General features: G+C 41.7%; 10 protein-coding genes and 1 pseudogene. 6 read left to right on the top strand and 5 right to left on the bottom strand.

The genetic code is table 11. The features are described 5' to 3' along the window. Both tnpA and FN782_RS14785 read right to left on the bottom strand, forming a co-directional pair. Positions 1 to 242: pseudogene (tnpA, locus tag FN782_RS14790) on the bottom strand (IS200/IS605 family transposase); the annotation flags it as partial. An 83-nt stretch (positions 243 to 325) separates the two neighbouring features. Next, complete coding sequence (locus tag FN782_RS14785; RefSeq protein ID WP_142506568.1) at positions 326 to 652, bottom strand: AAA family ATPase; 327 nt, start codon at positions 650 to 652, stop codon at positions 326 to 328. 330 nt (positions 653 to 982) lie between these two features. Between FN782_RS14785 and FN782_RS14780 the strand changes: the two genes are divergently transcribed. Both FN782_RS14780 and FN782_RS14775 read left to right on the top strand, forming a co-directional pair. Next, complete coding sequence (locus FN782_RS14780) at positions 983 to 2,059, top strand: hypothetical protein (protein ID WP_185956347.1); 1,077 nt, start codon at positions 983 to 985, stop codon at positions 2,057 to 2,059. Next, positions 2,056 to 2,820: a hypothetical protein gene (locus FN782_RS14775; protein WP_142506566.1), complete on the top strand. Its 765-nt coding sequence runs from the start codon at positions 2,056 to 2,058 to the stop codon at positions 2,818 to 2,820. The genes FN782_RS14780 and FN782_RS14775 overlap by 4 nt, the downstream gene beginning before the upstream one ends. Positions 2,821 to 2,902: 82 nt before the next feature. On the opposite strand, the gene FN782_RS16970 is transcribed toward FN782_RS14775, so the two are convergent. Further along, entirely contained in the window at positions 2,903 to 3,079 is a 177-nt protein-coding gene (locus tag FN782_RS16970) for a DUF6440 family protein (RefSeq protein ID WP_185956346.1), read from the bottom strand. 330 nt (positions 3,080 to 3,409) lie between these two features. Between FN782_RS16970 and FN782_RS14770 the strand changes: the two genes are divergently transcribed. The 3 genes from FN782_RS14770 to FN782_RS14760 all read left to right on the top strand — a co-directional run bounded on the left by FN782_RS14770 (position 3,410) and on the right by FN782_RS14760 (position 5,380). Next, complete coding sequence (locus tag FN782_RS14770; RefSeq protein ID WP_142506565.1) at positions 3,410 to 3,808, top strand: Rrf2 family transcriptional regulator; 399 nt, start codon at positions 3,410 to 3,412, stop codon at positions 3,806 to 3,808. 101 nt (positions 3,809 to 3,909) lie between these two features. Then, positions 3,910 to 4,824: an NAD(P)/FAD-dependent oxidoreductase gene (locus tag FN782_RS14765; RefSeq protein ID WP_142506564.1), complete on the top strand. Its 915-nt coding sequence runs from the start codon at positions 3,910 to 3,912 to the stop codon at positions 4,822 to 4,824. Positions 4,825 to 5,056: 232 nt separating this feature from the next. Then, complete coding sequence (locus FN782_RS14760) at positions 5,057 to 5,380, top strand: thioredoxin family protein (protein WP_142506563.1); 324 nt, start codon at positions 5,057 to 5,059, stop codon at positions 5,378 to 5,380. Positions 5,381 to 5,515: 135 nt separating this feature from the next. On the opposite strand, the gene FN782_RS14755 is transcribed toward FN782_RS14760, so the two are convergent. Together FN782_RS14755 and FN782_RS14750 are read right to left on the bottom strand one after the other, a co-directional pair. After that, positions 5,516 to 6,073 carry a PDDEXK family nuclease gene (locus FN782_RS14755; protein WP_246064977.1) on the bottom strand — a complete coding sequence of 186 codons (558 nt, stop codon included), beginning with the start codon at positions 6,071 to 6,073 and terminating at the stop codon, positions 5,516 to 5,518. A gap of 128 nt (positions 6,074 to 6,201) precedes the next feature. After that, a complete protein-coding gene (locus FN782_RS14750; protein WP_142506562.1) occupies positions 6,202 to 6,426 on the bottom strand; it encodes a helix-turn-helix domain-containing protein in 225 nt (74 codons plus the stop codon). Positions 6,427 to 6,553: 127 nt separating this feature from the next. On the opposite strand from FN782_RS14750, the gene FN782_RS14745 reads away from it, so the two are divergent. Then, entirely contained in the window at positions 6,554 to 7,822 is a 1,269-nt protein-coding gene (locus FN782_RS14745; protein WP_142506577.1) for a DNA-methyltransferase, read from the top strand. Positions 7,823 to 8,006 lie beyond the last annotated feature (184 nt).

The raw sequence follows: 8,006 nt of genomic DNA, 5'->3' as shown, positions 1-8,006 counted from the left end.
CTTTGAGATGTTTAACTGCCCTGTGTATCCCAAACTGCGGATCACATTGTATGAGTAAATGCACATGATCGGGCATGATTTCCATACTGGAAATCGTAACTTCCAGCTCTCTTGCTTTTTCTGCGAACAGCTCTTTCAGCCGATCATTTACAGGCGAAACCAGCACTTTTCGTCGATACTTGGGACAAAAACTTGCAGTCGTACACGACATTTCGATTACTTTGAACCGTTCTCAAATTCATCACCTATTGCTAATTTTACAACGAATATTATATAGATTCAATATATCTAATTAAACAGGTGCAAAAAAAGAGAGAAAAGAGGGTCAGGCTTGCGAGAGGGGTAAAAAACACCCCTCCCTCGCCTGACGCTCGCTCTCATCCCCATAGCTAAAGCTAGGGGTTTTCTCGCTCGCAAAGATATAAAGATGATCCCTAGAACCGCTGGCTGTATTGAATCCGCATTGATCAGCGATTGCTTCCAAAATAGTAGATTTACCCGATCCATTTTCACCTACAAAAAAAGTAACCGGAGTCTCAAAGGTTAATTGATTCAATGTTTGTATGGCAGGAATGCAAAACGGATATTCTGTCCGTTGCGTCTTTTTCAGTCTGCTCTCTACGAATTTGATTTCCCGCAAAAATACTCCCATCTCTAACCACCTACCTACCGATTTCATTTTTTCACAAGTTATCATAACACTCCGAAGGAGAGAAGCGTGATTTCATGTAGATCATGCAAAGCCTCTTAACACCCAACTCCGCCAGGAACTGGCATTTGCGGAGAGTACGGCAAAAGTCGGCTCAATGAATCGTGAAGCTCGCCATTTCAATGACGAGAGGTTCACTAGAATAAGGTTTAATAGTCACAGAACTCAAATGATAATGTATACTTTAAAGGATTTTGTTTTGTATGGAATGGACCCTTTACTTGGAGGTGGAAGAATATTAAACGCAATCATTTTATCCAGATGGGGATCGCTGTGGTAATCCTGGGTACCATTGCCACCGTTTGGTGGATGGCAAAGAAACCGGAAGGAAGTTCTCCGACGGCGGGGAAGACAGATTCATGGGGTGAGGTTTCCAGAGGTGATTATAAACTGGCCCTTCAGCCTTCCTTTGGTTTAAAGAACGATTCAACACTTCAAATGAACGCTCTCCTGGTTCATGGGGAGAAAGCAACCGGGGATTGGACATTCGAGGTCAATGGAGATAAGCGAATCTTTAAGAAAGAGGAAATCGCAAAAGGACCGATCCGGGGTTTTTCCGCTCATGGGCCTTTGGCTTCGTATGCCCATTCCCTGCCGAAGGGTATGTTGAAACCTGGGAAGGCCTTTGAGATTCGGGTCCGTTTTCAAGGAAAAGTGGACGGGAAGTCGGTGGATCTGACCACTGAAGACCGGGTGACCGTTCCTGGGATGAATCTTCGAATGGATTGTGACTCGAAGACCCTGACAGTAGCATTGACTCATGCAAAGGAAGCCCGTGGCTATTGGTCTGTCACCACGAATCCCCTGAATCCGCCTCCTGATGACGAGGGAGCATCAGAGTTTACAAGGAAATCCAGCCTTACCACTGTCCTTCGACATACCATCAGTTTGGAAGGGAATTCCCGTGTAGAAGCAAAGGTAGAGGGAATGATCGACGGTGTTCCGTGGGAGATCCGAGCACATACGGCATACGAGAACTGTAAAGCACAAGATTCCATTCAAGTGGAGTATGACAATCCCAACAACACCAGAGCTACTCTTCCCCGTCTCCGCTATCGTCCAGTTTTAATTAAAGATTCGGAAGGAACGTCCAGAGTTAAGGTTACTGCCTGGATGAAAACAGATCAACCGGTAGAAGGAACATGGATCATTTTTCTTCAGGGAAAGGAGCAGGCGAAAGAAGTGCGTCACACCTTTTCCAAAAAGAAAATGACGGTGGAGCTTCCAGTGAAAGAGCTGGGACACTATAAACTGGGTATTTCATTCCTGGGAACAGAGAATGGACGAATCGTCGACGAGAAAGTTACTGGTGACATTAAAGTCAAGAAGAAAAAGGGGGGAGATCAGTGAAACTGCGCAATGCATTTATTCTCATACTTTGTTCATGTATACTCGCCATTCCTTCAAAGGCCACCTCTTCCCCTGCTCCGGTGGGTCCTGGCCTTCACCAAATAAAAACTGAACATAATTTTCAAGTGAATCCGCAGAGTGGTCAGATCACCGGAGTGAATGTTCAATCCCAGTTGCAACCGGAGGGAAAGGCGGAAGGGACATGGACGTTTGAGTTATACTTCGGACAGGGGGAGAATCCAGAGACCGTCCGTTCCGATGAGGGTTCAGCAGTGATTCCGATGGAATCCCCCAGAATCACCCCAGCCGACCAGCCTGCCCAGGAATATTATATAATTACTCATTTTAAAGGAAGGGTGGATGGTCAACCGACAGAGCTGATGGAAAGTTATGCTTTTTCCATTCCAGACATTCGTTTGGGTGCCACACGGGACGGAAAAGATCAAAAAACATATATCAACACCAACGGAGAGAACAGCCTCATTGTGATCGCTGATCCCCGTCGGAACGTGTTGCATGTTCAGGAGAACACATCGCATCTATCCGTTGACCTGAAGCCCGGAGAATACTTGGTGAGTGTAATGGTTCGCGACAACGTTTCCCTGATGGAAACCCGCAGACTGAACGTACCAGAGAAGGGGGACAGCGATACCTACCCTGTAAAAGGAGAAACCGATCGATACCTCTCATCGGACACAGCCCAAAAATACATCGATCAGATCAAGAAAACCAGACGGCTTCTGAAACCGGAATCATTGTAGGAAATGAGAGCGGGAATTCTCCCTCATTTCATTGGGGAGAATTCCCGCTCGCAAGTCTTAAGAAATCAGGAATAAGTCTGTTTCACTTATCTTTCAATGGTTTCCCATCTTCGTCAACCAGTAATGTCAAACCTACGCCGCCTCCGGTGATAGTTTGCAGATACTGGACTCCTGTTTCTGTGTCCTTAATAATCCGAATGATATCCAGTTTCCCTTGCACATGGCTTACTTCAAATCGGTCCCGACCTATGGGTATCATCCTCTCTTTATTGTTGTCGAAATATTATTATAGCGAATTTGTTTAGAACATTCTACAAAATGGACAGCTTCTTTAACGCTCAAATATATTTTTTCTTTATGGATACTCACTATAGGGACTTTGGAAATGCTTTAAATGAGTGCTACTATTACCACTATACTCCCAGACTAACTAAACTCTCATTATCAGAGGTTTGGAACCGTTCAGTTATCATACTGAAAATGTGGTTGATGATGACTAACGGGCAGAGTTTTGATGAAAAGGTAAACTTGACATAACAGTCCTTTGAAGATATTATGGATATGTAAAGTCTTTGAATGAGGTGTTTCCATGAGGTTTACGAAAGCGACCAATTATGCTTTGCACACCATGCTCATGCTTGTTTCCGCTTCTCCGGCTAAGCCGGTAAGCGTTCAGAAGTTGGCGGAATCCCAAGGCGTTTCACCAACATATCTTTCCAAAATATTGACCAGGCTCGTGAAAGCAGGGATGATTGAATCAATTTCCGGTGCCAACGGAGGTTATCGGTTGTCCCGTAATAAAGATGACATTACCTTTTTGGATATTATTCACGCCATTGAAGGGACCGCCTCCTTGTTTGAATGTAATTTTGTCCACGGCGATGAATGTTCGATTCAAGCGGTCATGAAGGAAGCGGAAAAGAAAATGGAGTCGCATCTTCGGAAAGCGAAGTTGGTAGACTTGCTCCAAAAGGGAGCGAACGTGTAAGAAAGAGATGCTTTTCGTTTTCACTAACGCTTTAAAGCATTTTTTTAGCCTAATTATAGATATAATGAGTCCTTAATATCTATTTAAAAGGAGATGTCGTTATGATATACGATTGCGCTATTATTGGTGGCGGTCCCGCTGGGTTAAATGCGGCTCTTGTACTTGGCAGGGCCAGGCGAAGGGTAGCTTTGATCGACAACAATCGACCCAGAAATGCCGTTACGCACGCCTCTCACGGATTTATTACGAGAGACGGTGTAACACCGACCAAGTTCCGCCGCGTTGCTTATGAGGAGGTGCGACGTTATCCGTCTGTGGATCATCTGCAAACCGAGGTGACTTCGGTTAACAAGATCGAATCCGGATTTGAGGTACATGATCCGTCAGGTCCTCGTGTTCAAGCGCGAAAAATCATTTTGGCAACGGGGGTCAAGGAGGTATTTCCCAAGATTGAAGGCTTTGACCCGCTATATGGGAAAAGCTTGTTTAATTGCCCCTATTGTGACGGCTGGGAACTAAGGGATCAACCGCTTGTCGCTGTTTCCGAATATCCGACGCTTTTTCATACGGCCAAACTGCTCCTCAATTGGAGTAAGGATTTGCTGGTTTGCACGAATGGTCAGGCATCCCTGTCGGATGAGCAAAAAAAGCGGCTTCAATCAAAAGGAATCAGAGTGATGGAGCAACCGATTGCATCTTTTGTGGGCCATGATGGGCAGCTTGAGCATATCCGTTTTGTGGACGGGACTCACATTCCAAGGACCGGCGGTTTCGTGACTCCCAAATTTGTGCAAAGTACACCGTTTGCGGAACGTTTGGGCTGTGAAAAGACGGAGACGGGCGGGGTTAAAACGGATGAATCGGGAAGAACCTCGATCCCTGGCGTCTATTCCGCTGGTGATGCTTCATACCTCTCACCTTCCCAGGTGGTATTTGCCGTGGCTGATGGAAGCCGAACCGCTATGGGTGTCAATAAGGATTTGACGGAGGAAGATTTCAAAAAAGATGAAATGTAGCCGATTCGGTTGCAATGTGTGCGATATTTTTTGGATTATTCGTGGATATAAATGGTCTTTAATATCCCTGTAGTAAGAGGGAAATCGATGAGGTTCTGTTGTGCAGTTGTCAGATGTGGGGTTAACATCATCCGAGTTTAGGCATAAGGGGGTGATGAAAGATCCGTTGGTCCACCATCGGCAGGGCGGGGTAAGGTTATGAAATGGATTGTGATGAATGGGAGGAAGAAACATGACCATTTGCCATACGACAGATACGACCTTTCAAACGGATTTGAAAAGCGAAGGCCTTACGTTAGTCAATTTTTGGGCACCTTGGTGCGGGCCCTGCCGTTATTTTGGAACCGTACTTGAAGCATTTGATCGAGAATACGGCGATGAAGTGAGGGTCCTTAAAGTCAATGTAGATGAAGAACGCCATATTCCCAGTCTATTTGCCATTATGAGCATTCCAACGACCATTCTGTTCAACAATGGTACCCGAATCGACAAAATCAATGGAGCGGTTCCGATCGAAGAAATGAAACAGTTCGTTTTCAATCAAACGAAGAGGTAAATTTGGCAAAAGAATAATCTGCCGCATTCAAATAGCCGGTTCTTCCTATATTGAGGGAGGATCGGCTTTTTGGTAGGATTTTAAGTTATTGGATGTTCTCACTTTTTAGATAATCATTGGGTGTTTACAGTTTCTTTAATTGTCTCCGTGGTGAAAGGAGTGAGGGGGTTTAATGATTATTTTTCCGTCCATTTTTTTTATGGATCGCTTTGACATACCATCTTTTCCCTTTGGAATGGCTTCAACGGAAGGATCAAACTGATTTGCATTGAAACCGATAAAAATAAAAGGAGTGTATTCAGCCAATTCAAAGTAAGGCTCCAGTTCCTCATAATTAGATACACGATCTGTGAGGTAGTATGACAAAGCATAAACAGGCATTAAAATGACCCCTAGTTCAAGCTCTTGGTGATTCATTCCTAATAGCAATTTGTTCATGGATCGATGTGCAGAAGATATGTTACCAGTTTCAAATTCAAGTCCTACGCGTACAACTCTACCATCACCTTTAAACTCTTTATAAACGTCTATCGGCCCCCCTTTTTTCTTCTGTGTAAGTATATTTAACGGCTTTTCTCTATACCAGTCATATGTAATTTCAAGCTCCTTATAGCATTGGTCTTTAATGGGTACAACACCATTAAGATTTTTCTTAGAATTATTTAAGGTAAAATTTTTGATGATCTTGGCCAAACGGAAGAACAAATAGAATGTATGATTTCATCATACGCTTGTCTATAAAGTGTATCTTCACGAATGAACTTACTAGATAAGCGGGTCATGTAGTACTTTTCAATTTTCAAAAAGTAATTCTCTCCTTCTTATTTTTGAAAGGTACTGAAATCAAATAGCTTTTGTGGGGGAACCTTTAATGCAGATGAAATTTTTTGAATATTATCTAACGAAATATTTCGTGTACCTCTTTCAATATCTGAAATGTAAGTCCTGTGTAACCCACATAAGAAGGCAAGTTCTTCCTGTGATATTTCTTTGGAAAGTCTGATCTCACGTACTTTTTGACCAAATAATGTTCGTAGATGATTCACAAAATATCACCTAAATCCTAGTGTTTGTAGGTAAAGTAATTGACTCGCGGGTAATATAAATGATAAAGTGGAGTTAGACTATAAGTCTACAGACTATAAGTTACGTTTTGATGAGGTGTTAATAAAATTGAGGTTTTTCAATGTTTATGATCTGCTCCTCTATAAAGCTGGACAAAGAAAACAAACACCTGATGAGTTATATTCGTTTTTTCGTTCAAAGGGTATAAATAAAGCTAAGCTGGTATCAATGCAAAATCATGGAATGATTCCTGATGACAATCATTTGTTAAATGCGGTGCTTGAATATTTAGATATGTCATCTGTAGCAGAATTACAAATATCTCTTGGAAGAATTCCAGATGGATATACGAAGGCATGGTTGGATAATGCAAATAAGATAGTTGAATTGCTTAAGAATAACGGTCAAGACGCAGTGAATAAGAAAAGTCGACAATTTCAACCGTACTTTTCTACAAATTTAGGTACCCTCTATAAAGGAGATTGCCTTGAGTTGTTTCAAATGATTCCAAATCGTTCTGTTGACTGTTTATTTGCTGACCCGCCGTTTAACCTTGACAAAGAATATGATAATGGTGTTAAAGATAAAAGAACCTACAGCGAATATGTTTCATGGTGTATTAAATGGCTGGATGAATGTGTAAGAGTTTTGAAACCTGGAGGATCATTATTTATCTATAACATTCCTAAGTGGCATACATATCTTGCTAATTACTTAAACGAAAAGCTAAACTTCTGGAATTGGATAGCCGTGGATATGAAATTCAGCCTTCCCATTCGAAATAGATTATACCCCGCACATTATAGTCTCTTGTATTATGTGAAAGGTGAAAAACCTAAAACATATCATGCACAGCGTATCCCATTACAAACTTGTAGGCATTGTGGTGGAGAGCTCAGAGATTACGGTGGTTATAAAAATAAAATGAACCCTAAAGGGGTCAATATTTCGGATGTGTGGTCTGATATTTACCCAGTAAGACATGGTAACGCTAAAACGAGGAAGTTTAATGAACTTCCGTTAAAACTTCTAGATCGCATTATTTCTATGGCAACAAACGAAGGGGATACAGTTTTAGATCCTTTTGGGGGAAGTGGAACCACTTTTGTTGTGAGTGAGTTGTTAAAAAGAAAATGGATTGGATTTGAATTAGGAAATTGTGACATTATAGAGGAACGGATTACACACCCAGAAAAGGATAAGGTGCTTCTTGCAAAAATTTATGAAGAAAAAAATATATTATTCCCGAATAAAGTACGAAAGCTGAGAAGGGATAATGGTTTTTGGTTAGACGATGATTTTCGGAAAAAGGATGATAATCAAGACCAGAAAGAAAAACAAGAAAGAAAAGCAGAGCAAATGAACCTAGAATTTTAATTTTTTACTTGGTAGAGAAAGTCGATAGTCTTTAGTGGTCTAGTTTATAATACTGCTTTCAATTACGGTTTAAGTGCTTTTAAATTGGAGATTGGACAATAAAGAATCTATAAACATCTGATTTCATAATTGAGAAGATACATCATTAAAGCGATTTATTTTTCGAACATCCTATTATGCTTTG

The organism is Melghirimyces algeriensis, from assembly GCF_900182565.1.
GTDB lineage: Bacteria > Bacillota > Bacilli > Thermoactinomycetales > DSM-45169 > Melghirimyces > Melghirimyces algeriensis.
Note: the sequence above shows the minus strand (reverse complement) of the source record. Positions and strands in the feature narration are given on the sequence as shown.